Annotated in this window: 23 protein-coding genes; 11 read left to right on the top strand and 12 right to left on the bottom strand. The window is 72.5% G+C overall.

Annotated features, from left to right (window positions below; genetic code table 11):
* Window positions 1–85: 85 nt before the first annotated feature.
* A complete protein-coding gene (gene hslV, locus MKK64_RS20040) occupies window positions 86–616 on the top strand; it encodes an ATP-dependent protease subunit HslV (protein ID WP_147844277.1) in 531 nt (176 codons plus the stop codon).
* 60 nt (window positions 617–676) lie between these two features.
* Here the strand turns inward: hslV and MKK64_RS20045 are convergent, their stop codons facing one another.
* The gene (locus MKK64_RS20045) at window positions 677–2,137 is read right to left on the bottom strand and encodes a hypothetical protein (RefSeq protein ID WP_243936678.1); all 1,461 of its coding nucleotides are present in this window, start codon (window positions 2,135–2,137) and stop codon (window positions 677–679) included.
* 260 nt (window positions 2,138–2,397) lie between these two features.
* Between MKK64_RS20045 and MKK64_RS20050 the strand changes: the two genes are divergently transcribed.
* The 4 genes from MKK64_RS20050 to MKK64_RS20065 all read left to right on the top strand — a co-directional run bounded on the left by MKK64_RS20050 (window position 2,398) and on the right by MKK64_RS20065 (window position 7,030).
* Window positions 2,398–4,068, top strand: coding sequence for a methyl-accepting chemotaxis protein (locus MKK64_RS20050; protein ID WP_147843265.1), 1,671 nt, complete (start codon window positions 2,398–2,400; stop codon window positions 4,066–4,068).
* Between the two features lie 109 nt (window positions 4,069–4,177).
* Entirely contained in the window at window positions 4,178–4,831 is a 654-nt protein-coding gene (locus MKK64_RS20055; protein WP_243936679.1) for a hypothetical protein, read from the top strand.
* Window positions 4,828–6,141 carry an ATP-dependent protease ATPase subunit HslU gene (gene hslU / locus MKK64_RS20060; protein WP_147843262.1) on the top strand — a complete coding sequence of 438 codons (1,314 nt, stop codon included), beginning with the start codon at window positions 4,828–4,830 and terminating at the stop codon, window positions 6,139–6,141. Before MKK64_RS20055 ends, hslU begins: the two co-directional genes overlap by 4 nt.
* A gap of 4 nt (window positions 6,142–6,145) precedes the next feature.
* A complete protein-coding gene (locus MKK64_RS20065) occupies window positions 6,146–7,030 on the top strand; it encodes an EamA family transporter (RefSeq protein ID WP_409567984.1) in 885 nt (294 codons plus the stop codon).
* Window positions 7,031–7,084: 54 nt separating this feature from the next.
* On the opposite strand, the gene MKK64_RS20070 is transcribed toward MKK64_RS20065, so the two are convergent.
* The gene (locus tag MKK64_RS20070; protein ID WP_243936680.1) at window positions 7,085–8,146 is read right to left on the bottom strand and encodes an MBL fold metallo-hydrolase; all 1,062 of its coding nucleotides are present in this window, start codon (window positions 8,144–8,146) and stop codon (window positions 7,085–7,087) included.
* A 156-nt stretch (window positions 8,147–8,302) separates the two neighbouring features.
* Between MKK64_RS20070 and MKK64_RS20075 the strand changes: the two genes are divergently transcribed.
* Both MKK64_RS20075 and MKK64_RS20080 read left to right on the top strand, forming a co-directional pair.
* Window positions 8,303–9,106: a Crp/Fnr family transcriptional regulator gene (locus MKK64_RS20075; protein ID WP_243936684.1), complete on the top strand. Its 804-nt coding sequence runs from the start codon at window positions 8,303–8,305 to the stop codon at window positions 9,104–9,106.
* Window positions 9,107–9,111: 5 nt separating this feature from the next.
* Window positions 9,112–11,418, top strand: a complete 2,307-nt coding sequence (locus MKK64_RS20080; protein WP_243936686.1) for a PAS domain-containing protein — start codon at window positions 9,112–9,114, stop codon at window positions 11,416–11,418.
* Window positions 11,419–11,451: 33 nt separating this feature from the next.
* On the opposite strand, the gene rimM is transcribed toward MKK64_RS20080, so the two are convergent.
* From rimM to MKK64_RS20100, 4 genes are all read right to left on the bottom strand, one after another.
* Entirely contained in the window at window positions 11,452–12,117 is a 666-nt protein-coding gene (rimM, locus tag MKK64_RS20085) for a ribosome maturation factor RimM (RefSeq protein WP_243936687.1), read from the bottom strand.
* An 11-nt stretch (window positions 12,118–12,128) separates the two neighbouring features.
* On the bottom strand, window positions 12,129–12,491 hold the full coding sequence (gene rpsP / locus MKK64_RS20090; RefSeq protein ID WP_147728730.1) for a 30S ribosomal protein S16: 363 nt from the start codon (window positions 12,489–12,491) through the stop codon (window positions 12,129–12,131).
* Between the two features lie 104 nt (window positions 12,492–12,595).
* On the bottom strand, window positions 12,596–14,161 hold the full coding sequence (gene ffh, locus MKK64_RS20095; RefSeq protein WP_243936689.1) for a signal recognition particle protein: 1,566 nt from the start codon (window positions 14,159–14,161) through the stop codon (window positions 12,596–12,598).
* 4 nt (window positions 14,162–14,165) lie between these two features.
* Entirely contained in the window at window positions 14,166–14,381 is a 216-nt protein-coding gene (locus MKK64_RS20100) for a glutathione S-transferase (RefSeq protein WP_147728734.1), read from the bottom strand.
* Between the two features lie 281 nt (window positions 14,382–14,662).
* Between MKK64_RS20100 and MKK64_RS20105 the strand changes: the two genes are divergently transcribed.
* Window positions 14,663–14,830 (top strand): hypothetical protein, encoded by a 168-nt coding sequence (locus MKK64_RS20105; RefSeq protein ID WP_243936691.1) that lies wholly within the window; start codon window positions 14,663–14,665, stop codon window positions 14,828–14,830.
* A gap of 140 nt (window positions 14,831–14,970) precedes the next feature.
* Window positions 14,971–15,525 (top strand): ATPase, encoded by a 555-nt coding sequence (locus MKK64_RS20110; RefSeq protein ID WP_243936692.1) that lies wholly within the window; start codon window positions 14,971–14,973, stop codon window positions 15,523–15,525.
* Window positions 15,526–15,841: 316 nt separating this feature from the next.
* On the opposite strand, the gene MKK64_RS20115 is transcribed toward MKK64_RS20110, so the two are convergent.
* From MKK64_RS20115 to MKK64_RS20140, 6 genes are read right to left on the bottom strand one after another with little or no spacing between them, the layout of a single operon-like run.
* Window positions 15,842–17,566, bottom strand: a complete 1,725-nt coding sequence (locus MKK64_RS20115) for a thioesterase (protein ID WP_243936693.1) — start codon at window positions 17,564–17,566, stop codon at window positions 15,842–15,844.
* 7 nt (window positions 17,567–17,573) lie between these two features.
* Complete coding sequence (locus tag MKK64_RS20120) at window positions 17,574–20,021, bottom strand: glycoside hydrolase family 2 protein (RefSeq protein ID WP_243936694.1); 2,448 nt, start codon at window positions 20,019–20,021, stop codon at window positions 17,574–17,576.
* 11 nt (window positions 20,022–20,032) lie between these two features.
* On the bottom strand, window positions 20,033–21,001 hold the full coding sequence (locus tag MKK64_RS20125; RefSeq protein WP_243936695.1) for a DUF1839 family protein: 969 nt from the start codon (window positions 20,999–21,001) through the stop codon (window positions 20,033–20,035).
* A gap of 4 nt (window positions 21,002–21,005) precedes the next feature.
* Complete coding sequence (locus MKK64_RS20130; RefSeq protein WP_409567985.1) at window positions 21,006–21,968, bottom strand: amino acid--[acyl-carrier-protein] ligase; 963 nt, start codon at window positions 21,966–21,968, stop codon at window positions 21,006–21,008.
* A gap of 8 nt (window positions 21,969–21,976) precedes the next feature.
* Entirely contained in the window at window positions 21,977–23,185 is a 1,209-nt protein-coding gene (locus MKK64_RS20135; protein ID WP_243936699.1) for an acyl-CoA dehydrogenase family protein, read from the bottom strand.
* Window positions 23,182–23,451, bottom strand: a complete 270-nt coding sequence (locus MKK64_RS20140; protein WP_409567138.1) for an acyl carrier protein — start codon at window positions 23,449–23,451, stop codon at window positions 23,182–23,184. The genes MKK64_RS20135 and MKK64_RS20140 overlap by 4 nt, the downstream gene beginning before the upstream one ends.
* 167 nt (window positions 23,452–23,618) lie before the next feature.
* On the opposite strand from MKK64_RS20140, the gene MKK64_RS20145 reads away from it, so the two are divergent.
* A complete protein-coding gene (locus MKK64_RS20145; RefSeq protein WP_147729311.1) occupies window positions 23,619–23,942 on the top strand; it encodes a hypothetical protein in 324 nt (107 codons plus the stop codon).
* A 62-nt stretch (window positions 23,943–24,004) separates the two neighbouring features.
* Window positions 24,005–24,487: porin (locus MKK64_RS20150; protein WP_243936703.1), on the top strand; the 483-nt coding region annotated here is incomplete at its 3' end.

Here is a 24,487-nt window from a genome sequence, read left to right on the forward strand (position 1 = left end):
TGGCAATCCGGGGCGCGAGCCCCTACCTGACGCCGAGCGACACCCGGAGACACCCTTGGCACACGACGATTCAGGCCCGGCCCAGATGCACGCCACCACCATCCTGATGGTGCGCAAGGGGGGCCGCGTCGTCATCGGCGGCGACGGCCAGGTCAGCCTCGGCCAGACCATCGTCAAGGGCAATGCCCGGAAGGTCCGGAAGCTCGCCAAGGGCGCGGTGATCGGCGGGTTCGCCGGCGCGACGGCCGACGCCTTCACCCTGTTCGAGCGCCTGGAGGCCAAGCTCGAGCAGTATCCCGGGCAGCTCACCCGCGCCTGCGTCGAGCTGACCAAGGACTGGCGCACCGACCGCTATCTCCGCCGCCTGGAGGCGATGATGCTGGTGGCCGACAAGGACGTCAGCCTGCTGCTGTCGGGCGCGGGCGACGTGCTCGAGCCGGAGGGCGGGGTGATGGCGATCGGCTCCGGCGGCAACTACGCGCTGTCGGCCGCGCGCGCCCTGGAGGACACCGACCTCGACGCCGAGGCGATCGTGCGCAAGGCCATGCGGATCGCCGCCGAGATCTGCGTCTACACCAACGAGAGCCTCGTCCTCGAGGCTCTCGACGCGGGCTAGGTCCGGCCCTCACCGGCTCCGTCCCGACGGCCCTCGGGCCGCCGGGAGGCTGAGCGGCTGCTACTTGTCGAAGCTGTAATCGAGGTCGATGCCGTCCTTGCCGTCGTCGCTGGCCTTGAAGGTCATCTTCATGCGCGTCTCGGTCGTGCCCGTGTCCTGGGTCTCGTCCCAGACCGAGGTGTAGCGGCAGGTCATCCGCTTGGCCTTGCGATCCTCGAAGACCGTCTCGGGCTCGACCAGCGCCTTGAGCCGGCGCTTGCCGTCCTTGAAGTCGGGGGCGCCGTTGACCGAGGCCATCAGATCCGTGCGCACCGCGTCCTGCGCGCAGAGCCCACCCGCAGGCGAGGGCGGAGCCGCCGCGACGACCGGGGCGGCAGCGGGCGTCGACGGCGCGGGCGCGGCGGCCGTCGGAGCCGAGGGGACGGGCGCGGCCGGGGCCGCCGCCACCGTGAACGGCCGCTCGATCTGGGTCGTGCGGTCGCTGAACTTGTCGCGCAGCGTGAAGGCGAGGACGTACTCGCCCGGGTCGACGCCGGTGATGCCCAGTGTGAAGTGGAAGGAGAACTTCGGGGAGCCGTCCAGCAGGGCGTCCTTCCCGGCGGTGAACTCCCGGTCGATCACGGCCTTCTGGCCCGCGAGGATCGCGCCGCCCCTGGTCTGCAGCGCGTAGTCGACGACCAGGCCGAACCGCACGTCGCCGCCGGCGACAGGCACCAGCGTCTCGCCGATCGGCTCCATGTAGGTGATGACCTTCTCGCTCGGCAGGAAGGGGCTCGCGGCGCGCGGGTCGGCGTCGCCGAAGCCGTCCGAGGGCCGCGTGACGAACAGCACGCGCCGGACCCCGAGGGTCTGGGTGGCGGCCGGCGCTGCGGCAGGGGGTGCTTGAGCGGGGGCTTGAGCGGGCGCTTGGGGCGCCGCCGCGGCGGCCCCCGGCGGCGGCTTGACCGCCTCGGGCGCGGTGGCTTCCGTCTTGCCCGTCCCGGCCTTGCCGGACGGGACGGCGGCACCGGACCAGAACCCGCCGCCTCCGCCGCCGGCCGGGACCGTCACGCTCTTCATGATCGCGTCCAGGGCGGTCCCGTTGGTCTGGCGGTCGTCCTCGGAGCCCCACACGGTCAGCAGGACCACCCGGTTCCGGCTCGCGTCGAGGGTGACGAAGTCGATGATCGCCTTGCCGTTCTTGTCCGTCGCCTGGTAGCGCTGCACCTGGCCCGGGGTGCCGTTGAAGTCGATGGTCTGCTCGGTCGGCTTGCCGACGAGCTTGACCTTGTTCTTGGTCAGGTAGGCCTTGCTGTCCTTGATCAGCGCGTCGAGGCGCGCCTTGCTGTCGGTGGCGATGTTGACCACGATGTCGCCGTCGGCCGAGACGGAGGCGATCTCGGTCTCGTAGACGCTGGTGTCCCAGTCGTCCGGCATCGTCGCGGTGACGGCGGGTTCCTTCGCCGGCAGGACGATATCCTTGGCGCAAGCCGGCGCGGCCAGCCCGGCGAGCAGGGCGGCCCCCACGATCCATCGCTTCATCTGACGTCCCCCGGACCGGGCTCGATCATCGATCCCGGCAGGGTCCACTCATCCGGGCTGACGAAGGAACGGTCAAGGTTATGCCGCCGGGTCAGCGGGTTTATGCTGTCGTTCTCGCAGCTTCGACCGCAGGGTGGCGAAGCATCGAGGATGTCGGCTTCGCGCCCCGAGGCCGTGCAGGGGTGAGCGGGTTGCAAGCTTAACGGGTCCTTGACAACCTCTGGGTAGGTTCGACCACGCAAGCACGGGGCGTGGACGCGATGACGATCGGCGGCAAACTCATCGGACTGGTCGGCGCCTCCAGCCTCGTGACCCTCGTGGTCGCGGGCGTCGGGCTCGACACCCTGCGGACCTTCAACGCGTCGGTCGGGGCCGCGCGGAACGCCACCGAGAACGCGCTGTTCGCGGCCGAGCTCACCCGGCTCACCACCGACACCGCACTCGAATCCCGCGGCATTTACGCCGCCGCCAGCACGCAGGCCGCGCGGACCTACGCCGGCGGCATCGTCCGCGATCTCTCGGCGATCGATGCGCTGCTGACCGAGTGGCTCCCGGCGGTGCCGGCGGAGGATCGGGCGCTGTTCGACCGCGTGGCGAAGGACGCCGCGGATTTCCGACGGCACCGCACCGAGACGGCCCGTCTCGGCACCGAGGTTTCGCCGAAGGCCGCCGCCGAGCAGGGCTTCACCGAGGAGAACCGCAACAACCGCATCGCCTTCCAGGCCGGGATCGAGGCCCTCGTGATGCGCAACCGCGACCGCATCGAGAGCCTGAACGCCGGTGCCGACGCGCTCTACACGGGGCGCCTGCGCCTGCTCCTGGCGCTGGCCTTCGGTGGCGCCCTCGGCGGCCTGCTCATCGGCGGGCTGTTCGGCCATCGCATGATCGCGAGGCCGCTGCGGGCCGTGTCGACCGCGATCCGCCGCCTCGCGGAGGGCGACCGCGACCTGCCGGCGGTGAAGCCCTCGCGCGACGAGATCGGCGCGATCTGGGCGAGCATGCGCACCTTCGCCGACGCGATGGGCGAGGCGGACGCCCTGCGCCGCAGCCAGGCCCAAGCCGGCCTGGAAGCCGGCGCCGTCAAGCGCGCCGAGATGGACACCCTCGCCGACCGATTCCAGGGCAGCGTCGGCGGCCTCGTCGGCCACCTGGCCGCGTCCGCCGGGACGATGGAGGAGACGGCCCGCGCGATGGCGCGCAACGCCGAGCGCACCAGCCTGCAGTCGCAGGCCGTCATGGACGCCGCCGGCGCGGCCTCGATGAACGTCCAGGCGGTGGCGGCCGCCACCGAGGAGCTGGCCGCGACCGCCAACGAGATCGGCGCGCAGGTCTCGCAGACCTCGGTCGCCGCCGCCGGCGCCGTCGAGAACGCGCGACGCACCGAGCAGTCGGTGCAGCGGCTCGCCCGCAGTGCCGCCAGCATCGGCGAGGTCGTCTCGCTGATCTCGGGCATCGCCGGCCAGACCAACCTGCTGGCGCTCAACGCCACGATCGAGGCGGCGCGGGCCGGCGAGGCGGGACGCGGCTTCGCGGTGGTGGCCGCCGAGGTGAAGAGCCTCGCCGGCCAGACCGCGCTGGCGACCGACCGGATCACCGCCGAGATCGCCACGATCCGCGAGGCCACCGCCGACGCGGTGGCGGCGATCGAGGAGATCGGCGGCACCATCGGCTCGGTCCACGAGATCGCGATGGGCGTCTCCGCGGCGGTGGAGGAACAGCAGCTCGCCACCCAGGAGATCGCCCGCAGCGTGAGCGACGCCGCCGAGGGCACCCGGGCGGTGAGCGAGACCATGGCCGAGGTCCAGGCCGCCGCCCTGCAGGCGGGCGCCGCCGCGGCGCAGGTGCTGGCCGCGGCCGGCGAGCTCGCGCGCCGCTCCGAGGGCCTCGGCGGCGAGGTCGCCGGCTTCGTCGGCGAGATCCGCGCTGCCTGACGCCGGCCGGGGGATCGCACGCCGGATCAGCCGCGCGCTCGGCGGCGCGATCGACCCTGGTAAGCGTCCCGCTTCGCGCTTAGATCGGGGCGATGCGACGTCCCTCCCCGTGCCCGCCGGCCCTCCGGTGATCGACCCCGCGCTCCTGTCGCGCGCGGTCGCCCGCGGCATCCTCACCGCCGCGCAGGTGGAGGCCCTGGACCGGCTGGCCCGCGAGGAGGCGGTGCCGGTGCCCGAGCGCGTGGACGACGACGAGCGCCTGCGCTTCATCACCGGCTTCGCCGACATCTTCGTCACCCTCGGCATCGGCCTGTTCCTGGGCGCGGCCTGGCTCCTGGCCGGCGACACCCTCGGCGAGACGGGCAGCCGGGTGCTCGTCGCGGCCCTGGCCTGGGCGCTCGCGGAGTTCTTCACCCGCCGCCGCAGGATGGCGCTGCCGAGCATCGCCCTGCTGGCGATCTTCGCGGTCGAGTCCTTCCTGGCGCTCGCGTCGATGGCCGGCCTCGCGATCGGCTGGAGCAGCGCCCTGCCGGGACCGAGCGGATCGGGCGCGCCGGCACCGCTTCCCTATGCCGGGATCGCGTTCGGAACCCTGATCCGCGACGCCGGCTTCAGCAACCGGGCCGCCCCCTTGAGCTTCCTGGCGCTCGGCGCCTTCGTCCTGCTGCTCAGCGCCGGCTGGCACGCGATGCGGGGCGTCGTCCTGCGCGGCCTGCCCGCGCGCCTGGCAGACCGGCTGCCGCACCCGATCGGAGCCCGATGACCACGTTTTCCCCCCGCGAGATCGTCTCGGAACTCGACCGCTTCATCGTCGGCCAGCACGACGCCAAGCGTGCCGTCGCCATCGCGCTGCGCAACCGCTGGCGCCGGCAGCAGCTCACCGGGCCGCTGCGCGAGGAGGTCGCGCCGAAGAACATCCTGATGATCGGCCCGACCGGCTGCGGCAAGACCGAGATCGCCCGCCGGCTCGCGCGGCTCGCCGGCGCGCCGTTCCTCAAGATCGAGGCGACCAAGTTCACCGAGGTCGGCTATGTCGGCCGCGACGTCGAGCAGATCGTGCGCGACCTCGTCGAGGTGGCGATCGGGCTCGTGCGCGAGGAGAAGCGCAAGGCGGTCAAGGCCAAGGCGGAGGCGGCGGCCGAGAACCGCATCCTCGACGCCCTGGTCGGCCCGACCGCGAGCCAGCCGACGCGCGACAGCTTCCGCAAGAAGCTGCGCGACAGCCAGCTCGACGACAAGGAGGTCGAGATCGAGCTCGCCGGCAATCCGTCCTCCGGCCTGCCGATGTTCGAGATCCCCGGGATGCCGGGCGCTTCCATGGGCGCGGTCAACCTCGGCGACATGTTCGGCAAGGCGTTCGGCGCCGCCAAGGGCAAGCCGCGCCGGATGAGCGTGCGCGACGCCTACGCGCCCCTGCTCGCCGAGGAATCCGACAAGCTCGTCGACGACGACGCGCTGATCCGCGAGGCGATCCGCGAGGTCGAGGACAACGGCATCGTCTTCCTCGACGAGATCGACAAGATCTGCGCCCGCGAGGGGCGGTCCTCGGCCGACGTCTCCCGCGAGGGCGTGCAGCGCGACCTGCTGCCGCTGATCGAGGGCACGACGGTGACGACGAAGCACGGGCCGGTGAAGACCGACCACGTGCTGTTCATCGCCTCGGGCGCCTTCCACGTCTCGAAGCCCGCCGACCTGCTGCCGGAGCTGCAGGGACGCCTGCCGATCCGCGTCGAGCTGCAGCCGCTCACCGTCGAGGACTTCAAGCAGATCCTGACCTCCACCGAGGCGAGCCTGCTCAAGCAGACGGTGGCGCTGATGCAGACGGAAGGCGTGACGCTGGCCTTCTCGGACGACGCGGTGGACGCGCTGGCCCGCGTCGCGGTGGAGGTGAACGGCTCGGTCGAGAACATCGGCGCGCGGCGCCTCTCGACCGTGCTCGAGCGCGTCATCGACGAGGTCTCGTTCACCGCCACCGACCGCTCGGGCGAGACGGTGGCGATCGACGCGGCCTATGTCCGCGACCGGGTCGAGAGCCTGGCGGCCAACGCCGACCTCAGCCGGTTCATCCTGTAGCGCCGTGCGCGGCCTCGAACGGCCGGGCGCGTCGGCGACGCTCCTGCCCGTCGTCGCGCTCGTCGCCGGCATGGTCTCGCTCCAGAGCGGAGCGGCCCTGGCCAAGAGCCTGTTCCCGATCGTCGGCGCGGCCGGCGTGTCGAGCCTGCGCGTCGGCTTCTCGGGCCTGATCCTGCTCGCGGTGTGGCGGCCGTGGCGGCGGAGCCTGAGCTTGCGCGAGGCCGGGATCATCGCGCTCTACGGCGCCGCGCTCGGGATGATGAATCTCACCTTCTACCTGGCACTCCGCACGATCCCGCTCGGGCCCGCGGTGGCGATCGAGTTCCTCGGGCCGCTCGCGGTCGCGCTCTCGGCCTCGCGCCGAACCGCCGACTTCGCCTGGATCGGCCTCGCGGTGCTCGGGCTCGGGTTGCTGCTGCCGATGCGCGAGGCCGGCGGCCTGGACCCGGCGGGTGTGGCCTACGCCCTCGTCGCGGCTTTGGCCTGGGCGCTCTACATCGTGTTCGGGCAGCGCGCGGGCCGGGTCGACGGCGGGCAGGCGGTGTCGCTCGGCATGCTCGCGGCGGCCATCGTGGTAGCGCCGTTCGGCTTGGCGAGCTCCGGCGCGGCCCTGCTCGATCCCGAGACGCTGGCGCTCGGCTTCGGGATCGCGGTGCTGTCGAGCGCGCTGCCGTACTCGCTGGAGATGGTGGCCCTGCGCCGGCTGACGCGGCAGGCCTTCGGGGTGATGATGAGCCTGGAGCCGGCGATCGCGGCGCTCGCGGCGTTGATCCTGCTCGGCGAGCGCCTGTCCCTCCTGCAATGGCTGGCGATCGGCTGCGTCATCGCGGCCTCCGCCGGCATCACCGCCGGTGGCCGGAAGGCGAGCGCGACGGAGCGGACCGCCTGACGGACGATCGAGAGGGCGTCTCCACCGTGACCGACGCGGGTGGTTCGTCCGCGGTCAGCCTTCCCACACCTGCCCCGGCCGCAGCGCGAGGAAGCGCGCGCGCGGCTGCCCGGCCTGGTCCATTGCCGCGTCCAACGCCTCGGCCGGCTGCGCGATGCCCTCGTCGGTGAGCCGGAAGGTGCCCCAATGATGGCCGAGCGCCTGGGTCGCCCCGAGCAGGTCGAGGGCGGCGACCGCGTCGGCCGGGTTCATGTGCTGCGCCTGCATGAACCAGCGCGGCTCGTAGGCGCCGATCGGCAGGGTCGCCAGCCGCGGCGGCCCGAAGCGGGCACGCACGTCCCGGAAGATCGCGCCGTCGCCGAAGCCGGTATCGCCGACATGGTAGTGGACGCCCCAGGGCGTGGTCAGCACGAAGGCGCACCACAGGGCCATGCGCCGGTCGTTCAGCCCGCGGGCCGACCAGTGGTAGGCCGGCGTCAGGTGGACGGCCACCCCGTCGCCGAGATCGACCGAGCCGCCCCAGTCGGCGGTCTCGACATGCATCGTGTCGTCGTAGCCGCGCAGGATCGTGTCGTTGCCGAGCGGCGCGACGACCAGCGGCTGGTGCGCCTGCCAGATCCGCGTGAGGCTCGGCCCGTCGAGATGGTCGTAGTGGTTGTGGGTGATCAGCACGGCGTCGATCGGCGGTAGGTCGGCCATGGCGATGCCGGGGGGGTTGACCCGCTTCGGGCCCGCGAAGCGCGTCGGGCTCGCGCGCGTGGCGAAGACCGGGTCGATCAGGATGTTGCGGCCGGCGACCTGCACTAGGTAGCTGGCATGCCCGATCAGCACGATGCGCAGGCCTGTGACGCGCTCCGGCGGACGGTCGGCTGGGAAGGGGCTCGGATAGGCCTTGGGCCACGCCGTTCCGCCGCGCTCGGCCTTCCAGCGGAGGACGTCGGCCAGGGCCTTGTCGGCGACCTGGCCGGGCGCGAAGAACCGCACCCCGTCGAAGTGGTCGCTTTCCGGCCCGCGGTAGTACGGGTTGCGCCCGCGCCTGTGCACGGCGTAGCCGACGCCGCCCAGGGTCATCACCGTGGCCGCGCTCGCGGCCGTGAGCAGGCTTCGCCGTTTCATGCCGTGATCACATGGCCGGCGCCGCCCCGGAATCAAGCGGATGCCGATGCCGGCCCGGCCGTCATCGAAAACTTGCGCGAACTTCGACTTGTGAACAGACGGCGGCCTCGCGCTGCGCTATGGCCTTGTTGCACCTGGGAAACGAACCGCTCCGCCATGGCCGTTACCGCCACGTCCTTCGGCAGGAACCTCCTGCTGCGCGCCCTCCAGCCCGCCGACCGGGCGCTGATCGCGCCCTACGCCGAGCCGGCCGAGTTCGCGCGCGGCGACATCGTGTTCGAATCGGGCGATCCGGTCTCGCACGTCACCTTCCCGTGCGACCACACCGTGGTCACCCTGGCGATCACCATGCTCGACGGCCGCATGACCGAGACCGCGACGGTCGGCTGGGAGGGCGCGGTCGGCGGCGTGGTCAGCCAGGGCTACCTGCCGGCCTTCAGCCGCGCCGTGGTCCAGATCGGCGGCCCGGGGCTGCGCGTGGAGGCGGGGCGCCTTCAGGCGGCCAAGCACGCGTCGAGCACGCTGCGCAACCTGTTCACCCGCTACTCCGACTGCCTGATCGCCCAGCTCCTGCAATCGGTGGCCTGCAACGCCCTGCACCCGATCGAGCAGCGCGCCGCCAAGTGGCTGCTGACCCTGCACGACCGGCTCTCGACCGACGTGCTGCCGATCACCCAGGACGTGCTCGCCGAGATGCTCGGCGTCCGCCGCACCTACCTGTCCGGCGTCCTGCGCGGCCTGCACGACCGCGGGATGATCGCGGTGTCGCGCGGCCGCATCGCCATCCGCGACCGGGCGGCCCTGGAGCGGGCGGCCTGCGAGTGCCACGACCGGGTGCGCCGTCATTTCGAGGAGGTGCTCGGCGCGGTCTATCGCGACGACGGCACGCTGGTGGCCGTCGACCCGGCCGCGGCCGGCGGGTCCGCGGCCGGCCAGCCCTCGCAGGGAAGGGCGGCCTGAGCGCCATGACCGCCGCACCGACGCCGGACGACCCGCTGGACGACGCGCGTCTCGCCGCCCTCGACACCTACGACATCCTCGACACGCCCGCCGAGGCCGGCTTCGAGGACATCGTCCTGCTGGCCTCGCAGGCCTGCGAGACCCCGACCGCGCTCGTCAGCTTCGTCGCCAAGGACCGGCAATGGTTCAAGGCCCGCATCGGCTTCGACCCGTGCGAGACGCCGCTGTCGCAATCGGTCTGCGCGCACGCGCTGGGCCGGGACGGCATCCTGGTCATCCCCGACCTGACCCGCGATCCGCGGACCCGCGACAACGCCCTGGTCACGGGCGATCCGCAGATCCGGTTCTATGCCGGCGCGCCGCTGCACACGCAGGAGGGTTTCGCCCTCGGCACGCTCTGCGTCATCGACTCCGTCCCGCGCCCCGAAGGGCTGACCGACCGGCAGATGGCGACGCTCGCCGCCCTCGCGCGCCAGGTGATGGTCCAGCTCGAGCTGCGCCGGGCGATCGAGAACCGCGAGCAGGCGCTCGCCGCCCGCGCGCTGGCCGAGGAGCAGCTGCGGCTCGCGGTCGAAGCCACCGGCATCGGCATCTTCGACTTCGACCTCGCGAGCGGCGAGCTGCGCTGGGACGCGCGGGTGCGCGCCCTGTTCGGCGTGCCGGCCCGCGGCCCGGTCACCTACGCCGAGACCTATCTCGGCGGCCTGCACCCCGACGACCGGGAGCGCGCGGACGCGGCGGTCCGGGCGGCCATGGACCCGGCCGGCACCGGCGCGCTCGACATCGACTACCGGGTGATCGCGGCCGACACCGGCGCGCAGCGCTGGATCGCCGCCCGCGGGCGGGCGATCCTCGAGGACGGCGTCGCGGTCCGCTTCATCGGCACCGTCCGCGACATCACCGAGCACAAATCCGCCGACCTCGCCCTGAAGGCGACCGAGGAGCGCTATCGCCTGGCGGCGCGGGCCACCACCGACGCGATCTGGGACTGGGACCTCGTCGCGGACCAGGTCCGGTGGAACGAGGCGCTGATGCTGGCCCACGGCCACGACCTCGGGGACGTCGCGCCGCAGGGCGCCTGGTGGCTCGCCCAGATCCATCCGGAGGACCGCGACCGGATCGCCCGCAGCATCCATGCGGCGATCGACGGCGCGACCGAGACCTGGACCGACGAGTACCGCTTCCGGCGGGGCGACGGCAGCTACGCCGCGGTGATCGACCGCGGCTACATCATCCGCGACGGCGCGGGCCGGGCGGTGCGGATGATCGGGGCGATGCTCGACATCACCCGGCGCAACGAGACCGAGCGCCGCCTGCGCCAGAACCAGGCGCAGCTCGACACCGTGCTCCAGACCATGCCGGTGGGCATCCTGCTGGCCGAGGCCCCGAGCGGCCGGATCGTCTTCGGCAACTCGCGCCTGGAGCGCATCCTCGGCCACGCCACCCTCTACGCCGAAGACCGTGCCGGCTACGGCGCCTACCGCGCCTTCCGCTCGGACGGGGCGCCGGTGGCGCCGGAGGACTACCCGCTCGCCCGCCTCACCGCGGGCGAGGTCGACCATGCCGAGCTGGAAGCGCACTACCAGCGGCCGGACGGGTCGCGCCGCTGGATCGAGATCGTCGGCGAGGCGGTGAAGGACCCGTCCGGCGCCACGATCGGCGCCGTGGTGGCGATCAGCGACATCGAGGACCGCAAGCGCGCCGCGGCGCAGCAGGACATCCTCCACCACGAGCTCGGCCATCGCCTGAAGAACACGCTGGCGCTGGTCCAGGCGATCGCGACGCAGACCCTGCGCAACGTCACCGATCTGGACGCGGCGCGCGAGGCCCTGTCGGCCCGTCTCGTGGCCATGGGCAAGGCCCACGACATCCTGCTCTCCGGCGAGAGCGAGAGCGCCGGGATGGAGGCGGTGCTCAGCGGCGCGCTGAGCATCCACGACGACGGCGGGCCGCAGCGGTTCCGGCTGTCCGGCCCCGACCTCGCGGTCGGCCCGAAGGCGGCGCTGTCGCTGGCGCTGATGGCGCACGAGCTCGCCACCAACGCGGTCAAGTACGGCGCGCTCTCGGTGCCGGGCGGCAGCGTGGCCCTGGGCTGGCACGTCGCCGGCGAGGGGCCCGGCGCGGTGATCCACCTGCTCTGGCGCGAGCAGGGCGGTCCGCCGGTGGTCGAGCCGCGCCGCAAGGGTTTCGGCACCCGGCTGATCGAGCGCGGCCTCGTCGGCGCGATCGGCGGCGCGGTGGCGCTGGCCTACCCGGAAACCGGCGTCACCTGCACGGTCACGGCGCCGCTCAGCGGATTGATGGAAGCGTAGGGCGGATCGCCGCCGGGCACGCCGGGGCTCCGCTCAGCCCGGATCGTCCGCGGGCTTCGGGCCGGGCGGCGCGAAGAAATCCTCCGGCGGAGCGACGACGACGCGCCCGGCCGCCACGTCGAGCTCGGGAACGAAGGCCTTGGTGAAGGGCAGCAGCGCGGTGGCGCCACCCTGCGCGGGCTTGATCTCGAGGAGATCGCCGCCGCCGTAGTTCGGCACGGCGACGATGGTGCCGAGCACGGTGCCGGCGGCATCGATCGCCGGCAGCCCGACGAGGTCGGCGGTGAAGACCTCGTCCTCATCGGGGTCGCCGAGGCGCTCGCGGGGGACGTGGAGGAGGGTCCGGTTCAGCGCCTCCGCGCCGGTCCGGTCGGAGACGCCGCGCACCCGCGCGATCAGCAGGTCGGGCGAGGAGCCGGGCGCCGGGCGCACGCTCGTCAGCTCGAACGTCCGGCCGTCGGCCGCGACGAGGGGGCCGTAGCCGGCGATCGCCTGCGGGTCGCCGGTATAGGATTTCAGGCGGATCTCGCCGTTCAGCCCCTGCGCCCGCCCGAACTCGCCCATCACGACGAGGCTCGGATCGACCGCGGCGGGAGCCGGCTTCGCCGCGGGCTTGGGCCGCGGCGAGGTCTGGGTGCCGGGCGCGATGGCGCCGCGGCGCGCGCCGTCGCCGCGGGATGGGCCTGCGGGACGACGCATGCTGGCGCTCCTTAAGCGGCCGCGTCCTCGGCGGGCTTGGCGGCCTTCTCGGCGCGCTTGGCGGCGCGCTCCTTGGCCTTCTCGCCCGGCTCGGCCTTCTGCGGGTTGTTGCGGGTGGGGCGCTTGGCGAGGCCGGCGGCGTCGAGGAAGCGCAGGACGCGGTCGGTCGGCTGCGCGCCCTTGGCGAGCCACGCCGTGATCTTCTCGGCCTCGAGCACGATGCGGGCCGGGTCGTCCTTGGCCTTCATCGGGTCGTAGGCGCCGACCTTCTCGATGAAGCGGCCGTCGCGGGGCGCGCGGGCGTCGGCGACGACGATGCGGTAGTACGGGCGCTTCTTGGCGCCGCCACGGGTGAGGCGGATCTTGAGGGACATGTCTTCAGCTCCTGATTTGCTTCGATCGATCGGCGAATCGTGGGTAGTGAGTAGCGAACAGATAGCCGAAAGCCCCGTTCGCTATTCGCTACTCCCCATTCGCCCTACTTCTTCTTCCCGAACGGGAAGCCGCCGAGGCCCGGCATCTTCGGCGCGCCGAGACCCGGAAGGCCCGGCATCTTGCCGCCGCCCCCGAGGCCGGGGGGCATCGGCGGCAGCTTGCCGCCGAACTGCTTCTGCATCGCCTCAATCTGCTCCGGCGTCGGCTCGGGCATCCCCGGGGGAAGCCCGGGCATCCCGCCCATGCCGCCCGGCATCCCGCCGCCGCCGAGGCCGAACATCAAGCCCAGCGCCTGGCCGATGCCGCGCTTGCCCGAGCCCATCGCCTTCATCATGTCGGCCATGGTCCGGTGCATCTTCAGGAGCTTGTTCAGCTCCTCGACCTTGGTGCCCGAGCCGGCCGCGATGCGCTTCTTGCGGGAGTTCTTGAGGAGATCGGGGTTCTTGCGCTCCCGCGCCGTCATCGAGGAGATGATCGCGCGCTGGCGCTTGAACATCTTCTCGTCGAGGTTGGCGCCCTCGACCTGCTTCTTCATCGCGCCCATGCCGGGCAGCATGCCCATCAGGCCGCCGATGCCGCCCATCTTCTCCATCTGGGCGAGCTGCATCGACAGGTCGTCGAGGTCGAACTTGCCCTTGCGCATCTTCTCCGCGGTGCGGAGCGCCTGCTCGTGATCGATGGTCTCGGCCGCCTTCTCGACGAGCGAGACGATGTCGCCCATGCCGAGGATGCGGTTGGCGACGCGGGAGGGGTGGAACTCCTCCAACGCGTCGACCTTCTCGCCGGTGCCGACGAGCTTGATCGGCTTGCCGGTGACGGCGCGCATCGAGAGCGCCGCACCGCCGCGCGAATCGCCGTCCATGCGGGTGAGCACGATGCCGGTGACGCCGAGGCGCTGGTCGAAGGCGCGGGCAGTGTTGACCGCGTCCTGGCCGGTGAGCGCGTCGGCGACGAGCAGGACCTCGTGGGGTTTCGTCGCCGCCTTCACCTCGGCGGCTTCCTGCATCAGGGCCTCGTCGACCGTGGTGCGGCCGGCGGTGTCGAGCATCACCACGTCGAAGCCGCCGAGCCGGGCGGCATCCATCGCGCGCTTGGCGATCTGCACCGCCGACTGGCCGGCGACGATCGGCAGGCAGGCGACGCCGACCTGGCCAGCGAGGACGGCGAGCTGCTCCATCGCCGCCGGACGGCGGGTGTCGAGCGAGGCGAGCAGCACCTTGCGCTTCTCGCGGTCCGACAGGCGTCGGGCGATCTTGGCCGTCGTGGTGGTCTTGCCCGAGCCCTGCAGTCCGACCATCAGGATCGGCACGGGGGCGGGCGCGTTCAGGTCGATCACCGCGGCATCGGTGCCGAGCATCGCCACGAGCTCGTCGTTGACGATCTTCACGACCATCTGGCCGGGCGTCACCGACTTCAGCACGACGGCGCCGACGGCCTTCTCGCGCACCGCGTCGGTGAAGCCGCGCACCACCTCGAGCGCCACGTCGGCCTCGAGCAGGGCGCGGCGGACCTCGCGCATCGCGGCGGTGACGTCGGCCTCGGTCAGCGCACCCCGGCGGGTGAGGCCGGAGAGGATGCCGGACAGGCGGTCGGAAAGGCCCTCGAACATGGCGCTACTGGTCCAGCCCCGACGCGGCGGCGCGACGCGCCTGGAACGCATCCTCGAAGGCGCCGACCGCGCGGGCGAACTTGTCCCGGCAGCCCGGATTGCAGAAGCCGACCACGGCGCCGTTGTACAGCGTCAGCGAATCGGCCGCGATCGGCTTGCCCGACCAGGGGCAGACCTCGTTCACGGCATCCTCGATGCGCAGGGCGGCGGATGGGGTCATGGCGTGGGTCAAGGACGGCCTTCGTGAGGACGCTGCCGCCAACGCCGAGCACGCCCGAGGGCGCGGACGCGCTGTCGGGCGTTGACCTCCGGTCTCGGTGGACCGGTCGGCTTCGGAGTCGACGAAGAACGTCGGATGCGCCGGGCGATACGGAAGCTCACGCGAAAAGTCAATTTCGCGACGGATCTGCAGCGGTCCGTCGTCCCCGCCGACGGCCGGGCTCGCCTTTTCGCACGGTCCTCCCACCTTCGGAAGACCAAGGCGCCAAGGAGGAGACCCGCATGGCATACGTATCGGCCAAGATCGTGGAAGAGGGCAGGGCGGCCAAGAAGCAGGGCGCGCCGCTCTCGGCCGACCCCTACCCGGCCGGCTCGCAGGACAGCGCGGACTGGCTCGAAGGCTACACCTTCGACGAGCGCGAGCAGAACGTCGACCAGGAGAGCGACTAGGAGATCGAGAAGGGCGCGGGCTGAGGGGCAGGGCGGGATCCGGCCCACATTCCCGTGATCGGACGGCGAGACGGCGTTAACCTTTACCGATCGTTAAGCATGTTCGGCGCTGAATGGCCTCGATCGTTGAGGACATGCCGATGTCGGACCCCGCCCGCAACCTGCCACCCTACGAGTCCGGTGGACGCCCGGCCCCGGGCCCGCTGCGCGACTGGCTCGCCGCCATGAAGGCCCAGGCGCCCGCCGCCCAGGCCCCGGCACAGCCCCAAGTCGAGGCGCGCCATGCCGAGGCGCGCCATGCCGAGGCGCGCCCGGCGCCGCGCCCCGAGGCCCGCGCCGCCGAGCAGGCCTGGTCGCCCCGGATCGTGCAGCAGCCGGCCGAGGCCCCGCGCTCGAACTCGGACGCCGAGGACGTCTCGGAGCTGATGGCCGAGAACCTGATGCTGAAGGCCAAGCTTCGGCTCGAGGCCGACCGCCACGGCGAGCTGCAGACCCTGCTCGCCCAGGAGATCCGCGAGCTGCGCAACCACGTGCAGATCGAGATGAACGCCCTCCAGGAAATCCGCGCCGAGCGCGATCACTTCCGGGCGGAGCGCGATCAGATCCGCGACGAGCTCGACGCGATGCGCGAGGAGCGCGACCTGTGGCGCGCCCGCACCGAGGCGCTGGCGCAGCCGCTGTTCCAGAAGCGCTGAACCGGCTTCGCATCGGCACGGCGACGCGATCGCCGTGCCCCCCGAAAAGCCGAAGGGCCGCCCGTTAGGGCGGCCCTTCCATTGCCGAACCGCGGTCCGGCCGAAACTGTCCCGAGTGTGCGGCTCGAGCGCCCTTAGAAGGAGGCGCCGGAGGCGACGGTCCAGGTCCGGTAAGCCGAAGACAGCGGCTGATGACAATGAGACACTGGATCACCTCCTTTCGTTCGTTGCTGGGACCCCGAAGGTAGGCGGTGGGACCCGCCCTGTGAAGCCCCTCGCCTGCGTTGTCTCGCCGCCCCCCGCGGCCGGCGGGGCGTCAGGGGCGACTCGCGACGACGGTGGCGACGAGGTCCCGCAGGATCGTGACCAGCTCGGCCTGCGCGGCGGGCGTCGCGAGGTTGTGGTCGGTGCCCGCGATGATCGCGACCGGCGCGCCGAGGCGCCGGGCGGCCCGCTCCGGCGTGCGGCCGACATGCCTGCGCAGGGCGGGGATCCCGGGATCGCCGACCGCGTAGACGAGGCGCAGAGGCGCGCCGCGCCGGCGCATCGCCGCGATCCGGCGCGCGACGCTGCCGCCCTCGGGCGCCGGACGGAACAGCGCCTTCCACCGGCGTTCGGCCATGCACAGGCCGCGGCGCAGGAGCACGCTGCCGATCGCCCGGACGCCGACCTCGCCCTTGAGCAGGCGGCGCCACGTGCTGCCGCGCCGGAGCAGGGCGGCATAGGTCGCGGCGCTTCCCACCGTCCGGCGCACGACGGCGTCGACGTCGTCGTCCGGGTGCCAGTCGAAGCAGTAGAGGTTGGCCAGCAGCGCGCCCGCGACCCGGCGGTCGCGCCACGCCGCCTGGAACGCCGCGTAGGCGCCGCTGCAATTGCCGACGAGGACGACCCGGCTCGCGCCCTGCGCCTCCAGGTGGTCCAGGGCGTGACGGAAATCGTCGAGGGTGTCGGCCGAGAACATCGGCGAGGCGCCGCCCGGCCGATCCGCGCTGTCGCCGACCCCGGCCAGATCCATCCGCAGCGACGGCACGCCCTCGGCCGCGAGAACGCGGGCCATCCGCGTCGCCTGACGGCCCCAGCCGGAATGCGCGCTGAGGCCGGCGGCGATGAACAGGACCGTCGGCGCCCCCGTCGACGGGCCGGTCGGCCGGGCGTGGATGCCGAACAGCCCCGGCCCGAACCGGGCCACCTCCTCCCGCCAGCCGCCTCCGGCAAGATGGGCGGGCGCCGCGACGGCGCGCGCCGAATTCGGCCGGGGCAGGGCGCCTGCGGTCGCGAAGGCGACCACCTCGGCGAAGGCCGCCTCGGGTGCCTCCGAGAACAGTGGGTTGCCGACGAGCTGGGCGAGGCCGGGCAGGGCGCCCGCCGTCACCGCGGCGCCGAGCGCGGCGTAGCGCTTGGCGAGGGCGTCGGTCTCCGCGCCGAGGATCAGGATCTCGGGCGCCGGCCGGACCGTCGCCGAAGCGAGGTCGATCCGCGCAAGGTCGGCCGCGAGCTCCGGGCCGATCGGAAAGCCGCCGACCGAGAGGCGACCGGGCATCTCGGCCGGCGCGGTGCCGTCCGACAGCTGGTTCACCGCCGGGGCCCGCAGCTTCATCTCGCGCAGGTACCCGCGCCCGGTCCGGCACGGCGCCATCAGCACGAGCCGGTCGACGCCGCCCTCCTCGGCCACGAGCGCCGCCAGCGTCGCCCCGAGCCGCAGGCCGACGAGGACGACCTCCGTCACCCCCGGTTCCTCGCGCAGGAAGCGCACCGCCCTGCGGACCGCATCGCGCCACGCCGCCAGCGTCCCGGCGCCCGCATCCGCCGAATCGCCCTCGCCCGGATAGTCGAAGCGCAGGGTCGCGCAGCCGGTGGCGGCGATCCGTCCGGCCAGTGCCCGCCACGGGCGATGCGCCGAGAGCTGCTCGAAGCCGGTCGCACCGCACAGGATCACGCCGCGCCGGCCGATGCCCGGGCTGAACCATCCGAACAGGCCGTCGATCACGACCGGTTCCGCTTCGAGGGGCGACAGGCGCTGCGGCAAGGGAGCGTGCATCATCAAGGTTTTAGAACCTCACGATCTCGTTTGTGTTGACGGCCCGGACGATCCCGCGCGGACGGCCGTCCCCGACGAGGGCGATGCGCCGCCGCGTGCCGGGCGCGAGATGGAAGCCGTCGTCGGTGGGACGCGCGTCCGTCTCGGTCTCGATCCGCACGCAGAGCGCGAAGCGGTCCGCCGCGACCCGGAGGACGGGACCGGCCGCGCCGGCCTCGATCGCGGCGGCGAGCCCGATCGGGCGCGGTGCCGGATCGCGCCCTTGCGGGAAGTGGAAGCTCTCGGCGAGGACGCCGTCGCGGTCCGGGCCGATCAGGCTCGCATGGGCGAGGCTGTGCGCGGGGGGGCCGAAGCGGTAGCTTCCGGTGGCATCGAAGAACCGCCCGAGCAGCGTCGCGCTCGACCAGGTTCCCGAGCTGCGCGGATCGCACGCGATCGCGCGCTCGGCCTGCTGCACCACGCGCCCCTCGGCATCGCTGAAGACGAGCCGCAACGTTGCGGACAGCGGCGTGGCCGCGTCGTTGTGGACGTGGAGGTGCAGGCCGTTCAGGCCCTCGTCCGAGATCGCCAGCTGGATGGGCCGGAAGGCGCGCTTGAGGGCGTACCACGCCGATTTCGGGCGGCCGGCCGCATCGACGACGCCCCATCCGAGCCCGGGGGCGAGGTCGCGGAAGTTCCACACGAGCCCGCCGGCGGTGGGCGAGCGCGCCCGGCGCCACTCGCCGAACACCGCCTCCATCACCTCGGCGCTCGTCGCGCGGGCGAGCGCGCGGTAGCGGTCCGGGTCGTCGCGACGCAAGGTCTCGGGGTCGAGCCCGAACAGCGTCCGGAGATAGTGGTCGCGGACCTGCTCGAAATCCCAATCCGCGCCGCGGTCGCGCGGGATCGCCGCGGCCCAGGCCGGGCCGGCGGGGTCCAGGAGGTCAGCCTCCCGCAGCGTCGCGTCCTCGGGCACGTTGGCGAAGGCCAAGCATTCCGAGGCGAAGCCGACCTCGGCGCGGCGCGCATCCTCCAGCGGCCGGCGGTAGGCGCCGACGCCGTAATAGTGGGCGAGCCCGGCCTCGGTCGAGAACGGCAGGTCCCCGCCGAAGGGCGAGTTCGGCACGACCACGAGGTCCGGCCGCAGGCGGGCGACGCGGGCGGCGAGGACGTCCTCGGCGAGGCCCCCGGTCCAGGCGTCTGGGGGGAACCCGAGCATCGCCGCCTGCTGCGCGACCTCGCTGCCGCCGCACAGGACGCAGAGCGAGGGCGAGGCCTGGGTGCGGTCGAGGAAGCCGTCGATCTCGGCGAGCAGCAGCTCCCGAAAGGCCGGATCGTCGACGGGATAGTCGAAGTTGGCGAGCATCAGGTCCTGGAAGACCAGGATGCCGAGCTCGTCGCACAGGTCGTGGAAGGCGTCGGATTCGTAGAGCGTGATGCCGGAGACCCGCAGCATGTTCATGCCGGCCTCGTGCGCGAGCGCCAGCAGCGGGCGGCACGCCTCGGCCGAATGGCCGACGAGGTCGGCCGGCGTCCAGCACGCGCCGCGGCAGAACACCGGCACGCCGTTGATCGTCAGGCTCAGGCCCTCGGCGAACGGCCGTTCCAGCGCGATCGTGCGGAAGCCGACGCGACCGAGCGCCAGCACATGGCCGTCGATCTCGGCCTCGACCGCGTGGAGCCGCGGCTCGCCGTGGGTATGCGGCCACCACAAGGCGACCTCGGGAATCAGCACCTCGCCGGCGAAGCCGCCCGCCGCGTCGGCCTCGATCACCGTCTCTGCCCCGGCGCAGCGGAGCGTCAGCCGGGAGCCTCCGGCATCGGCGAGGGCGAGACGGAGGCGCAGGCGGCCGGTGCCGCCGTCGAGCGCGGCGCGCAGGTCGACCGACAGCACGTACGGACGACCGGGACCGATCGCGGTCCGGGTGACGGGCCGGTACGGGCCGACCGTGTCGATCGGCGGGCACCAGCCGGGCATGAAGCCGAGCAGGCTGGTGCGGACGTGGCGCAGCGCTCCGGGCGTCGCCAGGCGAGGGCGCCAGCGCCCGCGCCGGTTGGGCCGGGCGAGCTCGGCCTGCAGGGCGCGGAAGCACAGGGCGAGCTCGACCGTGCCCGTCCCCTCGACCGCGATGGCGTGGGCGAGGAACATCGAGCGCGTCTCGAGGCGGAGCACGCCGTCGACCCAGATCTCGGCGAGCGTCGCCAGCCCCTCGAAGCGGAGGGATTCGCGGCCCTGCAGGGTCAGCGCGGTGCGGTACCAGACGTCCGCCCCGTGGAGCGGCGTCGGCTCGGCCTCCGACCAGAGGCCGGCCGCACGGAGCGCGGCGGCCGCGGTGCCGGGGACCTCCGCCGAAATCCAGCCCGGCAGGCTCGCCGCCTCGCCCGGCCCGGCGCAGGCACCGGGCGTTGTCACCACGAGGGACCACGGCCCTTCGATCGTGCGGGCCGGGATGCCGTCGACGGCGTGGAGGCGGGCCACGGCGCCGTCCCTCAGCGCAGGGCGCGGTCGAGGGCGGAGAAGACCGCGTCGTAGCTCGCGGCGGGGCGCTCGAGCGCGGCCGCCAGCGGCGCGGCGTTGCGCCGGCCGAAGGCGCGGGCGAGCTGGAACTGGAACGTCTTGGTCTCCTGTGCCAGCCGCGTCGCCGCCTCCGCCGCGGTGGCGAGATCGGCCAGCCCCGCGGCGTCGAGCCAGGCGAGGTGGCTGCCGAGAAGCTCGAAGTTGGCCCCGAGCTGGCGTGTGGTGTTGAAGGCGTAGCGGTGGAAGACCGAGAGCGGCTGCAGCACGAGGGCCTCGCCGGTCTGCTCCAGCGCCGCCTGGAAGGCGCGCACGGGGTTCGTCCGCGGGGCGCGGGTGCGATGCCCGCACAGCAGCGTGCGGGCCGCCGCCCGCAGCGCGCGAGGCGGCAGGGGCGGGGCGACCACCTTCACGAACTCGGCGTAGGGCGCCAGTAGGGCAGGGCCGAAGATGCCGTCGTAGTCGTCGGCGGCGAGCTGGAAGCGGCCGGCATTGTGCAGGTAGTCGAGGGTGCGCCGCCGCGGGTCGAGCCCGAGGATCGCGATCGTCGTCTTGGCGTGCTCGCGCCCGTAGGTGGTGCCGGCGGTGTCGGGCAGGTGGATCGCGTCGACCTCGACGAGCACCGGGCAGCCGCGGGCGACCTGGACGCTCGCGTGGCGCTCGAGCCCGTCGTAGACGGCGAGCTCCTCCAGGCGCAGGCCGTAGAGCGCCTCAATGTCGGCCATCGCCGGCTTGAAGAAGGTGAACTGGTCGCCCTCGAAATCCTGGCGCAGGGTGAAGCCGAGCATCCCCTCCGGTTCGAGCCCGCGGGCGTGCAGCAGCTCGATCCAGAGGTCGACGTAGCAGTTGGTCTCCGGCCAGGCGCGGGCCGGGGCGTGGAGCGGGTGGGGCGCCGGCTCGGGGGCGGCGTCCGGGGCACGGGCGAGGGCGAGGGCGGCCGGCACCGTCCTAGCCCCAGAGCTGCGTGCGCACGTCCGCCGGCCAGGCGGCGAGGTCGAGGCCGTGGTGGCGCAGCAGCGCGAGCGTGATCCGCTCCAGGCCGAACCCGACGCAGGCGGTGTGGGCGACGGCGCCGTCCGCCTGGCCGATCTCCCAGGTGCTGCCGAAGTGGTCCTGGTGGTAGTTGAAGCTCAGGCAGGCGGTCGGCGGGGCCTCGCTGTTGACCGGCACGTTGAGCTCGAACTTGAGCCCCTGCATGCGCTGGTTGTTGGCCAGCATCCGCCCGGCGCGGCCGAAGAACGGGTCGTTGGCCGGGTCGACCGCCAGCGGCAGGCCGAGGGCGCGCATCATCGCGGTGCCGCGCTCGAGCCAGACCTCCCGGAAGGCCAGCACCTGCTCGGGGCTGCCCATGCGCACGTACTCGCGCATGCGGAACATCTGCATCCGGGTCGGCTCGACCGAGGGCTCGTGGCGGAAGCAGTAGGATTGCAGGTCGAACAGCAGGCCGCCGGCCGGCAGGGCCCCCCGCGCGGCGGCGACCGGGTAGAGCGGGTAGCAGGCGGCCGGCGTCAGCACGATGTCGGTGCAGGCCTGGTCCTGGGTCCAGTCCCGCCCGGCCTCGACGCAGGCGAGGAGGCGCGCGTGGGCGGCCTCGTCGCCGCAGAAGCTGTGCACGGTGCCGGCGAGGTTGGGGAAGCCCTTGAGGTAGCCGCTGCGCTCGAAGGCCGGGCGGCTCATGCCCGGCGGGAAGCGCATCCGCTCGGCGCCGTCGGCCGCGCCGAGGCGCGAGACGAGGGCGTCGAGCGCCTCGACCACGCTCTCGAAGTCGCCGCCGCGCCCGTACAGCCCGTCGATCCCGGTGCGCACCAGGTGGCCGCGGTCGAACAGGCGGTCGAGGAACGAGCGCGGTTCCGTCGCATCCGCCTGGGACGGGCTCGTCTCGAGCGGCGCGGCGAGGGTCGGGGTGGCCAAGCTGTCCATCACGCGCTCAGGAATTGGCCGTTGCCCTTCTGCACCAGCAGAAGGTTGGCGGTGTTGCTGTGGATACGGTCGTTGCTAATCATCAGCGGCGCCGACATCACGTCGCGCAGCGCCCGGCCGAGGCTGAACGGGGTTCCGTTCTTGTAGCCGGCGATGCCGACGATCCCCAGCGCCAGCTGGACGATGGCGACGGCCGCGGTCGAGGCGGTGGTCTTCACGTTGTTCAAGGCCACCGCGAAGCCGATCGAGCCGAGCAGATCGGGCGCGCCCTGGGCTTCCGCGTAGTGGCGCAGCCCGCCCTGGATGGTCCCCTTCATCGCCTGCAGCGCGCTCGTCGCCTCGGCGAGACGCAGGGCGCCCGGCGGCACCGTGCCCGGCCGCCGGCGGGCCTCGGCCTGGACGAAGGTCCGCGCCCGGTCGACGGCATGGCTCGCGATCCCGAACCAGACGCTGCTCCACAGCAGGTGCGAGGAGGCCAGCATCGACTGGGCCGCGATCTCGGCGAAGGGCTTCGGCAGGATCTGGGCGATCGGCACGTCGCGGGCGGCGAGCAGGAAGCCGTCGCTGCAGGTGCCGCGCATGCCGAGCGTGTCCCAGCGGCTGGTCCGCTCCAGGGTGATCTGGTCGGCCGTCAGCGCGACGAGGACCTGGTCGGAGGAGGCGGCGTCCGGATGGCGCCGGCCGGTGGCGAGGATCACGTCGGCGTGGGCGCCGTAGGAAATCACGGTGGCGTCCTTGCGGAAGGCGAACGCGTCGCCCTCGGCCTCGACCGCGCAGAGGCTGTTGCGCAGGTCGCCGCCGATGCCGCCCTCGGTGGTCGCCGAGGCGACGAGCAGCTGCCGCTCCGCCACCCGCTGCATTAGCGCGCGGTGCCAGGCGCTCTCCCCGCCATGGGTGACGAGGCTCGCGACCTTGATCTGGTGCATCGCGAACACCATCCCGGTCGCGGCGCAGGCCTGCCCCAGGCCGAAGCAGGCCTCCGCCAGCCGGCTCATGTCGGCCCCCTCGCCGCCGAACGCCTCCGGGATCTGGATCCCGAGGAGCCGCTCCTCGCGGAGCGCGGCGACGGCTTCCGCGGGGAAGCGCCCCTCGCGATCGACGGCGTCCGCATGGAGCGCGGCGACCTGAGCGACCCGGCGGATGCGCTCCGCGAAGGTCGGCGGGGCGAGAACCGGTTCGGGGGGCACCCGCTTGGCGAGCGCGCTCATGCGTCCACCGGCTGGGCGATCGTCGCGACGGTGCTGCGGATCGCGCGGATCGTCGCGAACGACGCCCGGTTCAAGAGATGATCGGGGAACTCGATGTTGAACCGCTCCTCGAGCGCGAGCATCAGCTGCACGGATCCGAAGGAGCACAGGCCCTTGTCGAACAGATCGTCGTCGTCCGAGAGCCGGTCGACTTGGCCGGACAGGGACTCGATTCCACCGAGCGTTTCGCGAATGTCGTGAGAGGAAATCATTGCACGCAACACCATCTGATCCATCTCGAACCTGAAGCCTTGGACTGTCGTCGTCAATTCTTACTCTTCAATAAAGTTAACTTAATAATTGGTGAATTCTAAAGCTTTGATGTCTATCGCGCTGGAAGTCGGTATTCGCTCCTTCGCACCGCGAGACAGGATTCGCCGGAGGCGAGGCGGCGATGCGCGAAGCGGCGATCGAAAGCACGCCGCAGATCGAATTGACGACATTGCGCACAATCCATGTGCGAAGTGCCGGCAGGATCTGTGTTTCGACGGCTTCCGTGGTCGGTTGCGCGGGCCAGATCGCTACATCCGTATGCAAGCTGGCTAAAGGTCACTCGATTCGTTGCCGTGATGCAACAGCGGCGTCGCACGAGGTCTTCGAGGAGGATTCGACGTTGCTCGGGTGGACCGGTTCGCACACAGTGCTCGGGCACTGGGGGCATCGCAAAAGCGGGCCCGATGAGCCCGCACCAAAAAGCGGGCCGCAAAACAAGGTGTGACGCGATCGGCCCCGGCCCCGCGACCACACGATCCTCGGGTCTCGAAGCTTTTGGAGATATCTATGACGCTCTTGAAGAGCACCCTGCTCGCTTCGGCCGCCGGCTTCGCCGCCGTCGCCGGCGCCCAGGCTGCCGATTTGCCGGTCAAGAAGGCCGCCCCCATCGAGTACGTCCGCGTCTGCTCCGCCTACGGCGCCGGCTTCTTCTACATCCCCGGCACCGACACCTGCCTCCGCCTTTCGGGTCGCGCCCGCTTCGACGCTGCCTACCAGCCGTCGTACTCGCGCCAGAACGGTTCGAACAACGGTGACACCACCGGCTACCGCACCCGCCTGCGCATCAACCTCGATGCCCGCACCCAGACCGCCTACGGCACCCTTCGCGCCTTCGTGCGCCTGGAAGCGGGCAGCGGCTCCGGCTATTCCGGTCTCGGCACGTCGGGCACGAACCAGCGCATCGGCAACGCCTACCCGGCCCTTGGTGTCGATCAGTTCGGCCGGCTGCAGCAGTACGTGAACGCCGACAAGGCCTTCATCCAGTTCGCG

It is taken from the genome of Methylobacterium sp. E-025 (assembly GCF_022829705.1).
Taxonomy (GTDB): domain Bacteria; phylum Pseudomonadota; class Alphaproteobacteria; order Rhizobiales; family Beijerinckiaceae; genus Methylobacterium.

What these genes read in the sequence shown, in the direction of transcription:
- hslV (WP_147844277.1), top strand. Translation starts at nt 86, where the DNA reads ATGCACGCCACCACCATCCTGATGGTGCGCAAGGGGGGCCGCGTCGTC.
- MKK64_RS20045 (WP_243936678.1), bottom strand. Translation starts at nt 2,137, where the DNA reads ATGAAGCGATGGATCGTGGGGGCCGCCCTGCTCGCCGGGCTGGCCGCG.
- MKK64_RS20050 (WP_147843265.1), top strand. Translation starts at nt 2,398, where the DNA reads ATGACGATCGGCGGCAAACTCATCGGACTGGTCGGCGCCTCCAGCCTC.
- hslU (WP_147843262.1), top strand. Translation starts at nt 4,828, where the DNA reads ATGACCACGTTTTCCCCCCGCGAGATCGTCTCGGAACTCGACCGCTTC.
- MKK64_RS20070 (WP_243936680.1), bottom strand. Translation starts at nt 8,146, where the DNA reads ATGAAACGGCGAAGCCTGCTCACGGCCGCGAGCGCGGCCACGGTGATG.
- MKK64_RS20075 (WP_243936684.1), top strand. Translation starts at nt 8,303, where the DNA reads ATGGCCGTTACCGCCACGTCCTTCGGCAGGAACCTCCTGCTGCGCGCC.
- MKK64_RS20080 (WP_243936686.1), top strand. Translation starts at nt 9,112, where the DNA reads ATGACCGCCGCACCGACGCCGGACGACCCGCTGGACGACGCGCGTCTC.
- rimM (WP_243936687.1), bottom strand. Translation starts at nt 12,117, where the DNA reads ATGCGTCGTCCCGCAGGCCCATCCCGCGGCGACGGCGCGCGCCGCGGC.
- rpsP (WP_147728730.1), bottom strand. Translation starts at nt 12,491, where the DNA reads ATGTCCCTCAAGATCCGCCTCACCCGTGGCGGCGCCAAGAAGCGCCCG.
- ffh (WP_243936689.1), bottom strand. Translation starts at nt 14,161, where the DNA reads ATGTTCGAGGGCCTTTCCGACCGCCTGTCCGGCATCCTCTCCGGCCTC.
- MKK64_RS20100 (WP_147728734.1), bottom strand. Translation starts at nt 14,381, where the DNA reads ATGACCCCATCCGCCGCCCTGCGCATCGAGGATGCCGTGAACGAGGTC.
- MKK64_RS20105 (WP_243936691.1), top strand. Translation starts at nt 14,663, where the DNA reads ATGGCATACGTATCGGCCAAGATCGTGGAAGAGGGCAGGGCGGCCAAG.
- MKK64_RS20110 (WP_243936692.1), top strand. Translation starts at nt 14,971, where the DNA reads ATGTCGGACCCCGCCCGCAACCTGCCACCCTACGAGTCCGGTGGACGC.
- MKK64_RS20115 (WP_243936693.1), bottom strand. Translation starts at nt 17,566, where the DNA reads ATGATGCACGCTCCCTTGCCGCAGCGCCTGTCGCCCCTCGAAGCGGAA.
- MKK64_RS20135 (WP_243936699.1), bottom strand. Translation starts at nt 23,185, where the DNA reads ATGAGCGCGCTCGCCAAGCGGGTGCCCCCCGAACCGGTTCTCGCCCCG.
- MKK64_RS20140 (WP_409567138.1), bottom strand. Translation starts at nt 23,451, where the DNA reads ATGGTGTTGCGTGCAATGATTTCCTCTCACGACATTCGCGAAACGCTC.
- MKK64_RS20145 (WP_147729311.1), top strand. Translation starts at nt 23,619, where the DNA reads ATGCGCGAAGCGGCGATCGAAAGCACGCCGCAGATCGAATTGACGACA.